We start from the raw sequence: 648 nt of genomic DNA, 5'->3' as shown, positions 1-648 counted from the left end.
TGACTGGGGTGAAGTCGTAACAAGGTAGCCGTAGGGGAACCTGCGGCTGGATCACCTCCTTAATCGACGACATCAGCTGCTCCATAAGTTCCCACACGAATTGCTTGATTCATTGAAGAAGACGATAGAAGCAGCTTTAAGCTCCAAGCTGATAGCTCTTAGCTAATCAGTTACGCGCTCGAAATTGGGTCTGTAGCTCAGTTGGTTAGAGCGCACCCCTGATAAGGGTGAGGTCGGCAGTTCGAATCTGCCCAGACCCACCAATTTTGTTATGGGGCCATAGCTCAGCTGGGAGAGCGCCTGCCTTGCACGCAGGAGGTCAACGGTTCGATCCCGTTTGGCTCCACCATTAACTGCTTCTGCTGTTAGAGTTTAGAAATGAATATTCACTAATGAATATTGATTTCTAGTCTTTGATTAGATCGTTCTTTAAAAATTTGGGTATGTGATAGAAAGATAGACTGAACGTTACTTTCACTGGTAACGGATCAGGCTAAGGTAAAATTTGTGAGTTCTCTTAGTTGAGAAATTCGAATTTTCGGCGAATGTCGTCTTCACAGTATAACCAGATTGCTTGGGGTTATATGGTCAAGTGAAGAAGCGCATACGGTGGATGCCTTGGCAGTCAGAGGCGATGAAAGACGTGGT

At 46.0% G+C, this 648-nt stretch carries 2 tRNA genes and 1 rRNA gene; all 3 read left to right on the top strand.

From position 1 onward, the window contains the following. Positions 1 to 62 (top strand): 16S ribosomal RNA (locus tag QMX97_RS32035); the annotation flags it as partial. Positions 63 to 186: 124 nt separating this feature from the next. Continuing rightward, a tRNA-Ile gene (locus QMX97_RS32030) sits at positions 187 to 263 on the top strand. A gap of 10 nt (positions 264 to 273) precedes the next feature. Next, positions 274 to 349, top strand: a tRNA-Ala gene (locus QMX97_RS32025). Positions 350 to 648 lie beyond the last annotated feature (299 nt).

It is taken from the genome of Pseudomonas sp. PS01298 (assembly GCF_029959745.1).
Classification (GTDB): Bacteria; Pseudomonadota; Gammaproteobacteria; order Pseudomonadales; family Pseudomonadaceae; genus Aquipseudomonas; species Aquipseudomonas aylmerensis.
The sequence above is the reverse complement of the archived record's forward strand: the minus strand, read 5'-3'. Positions and strand labels throughout refer to the sequence as shown.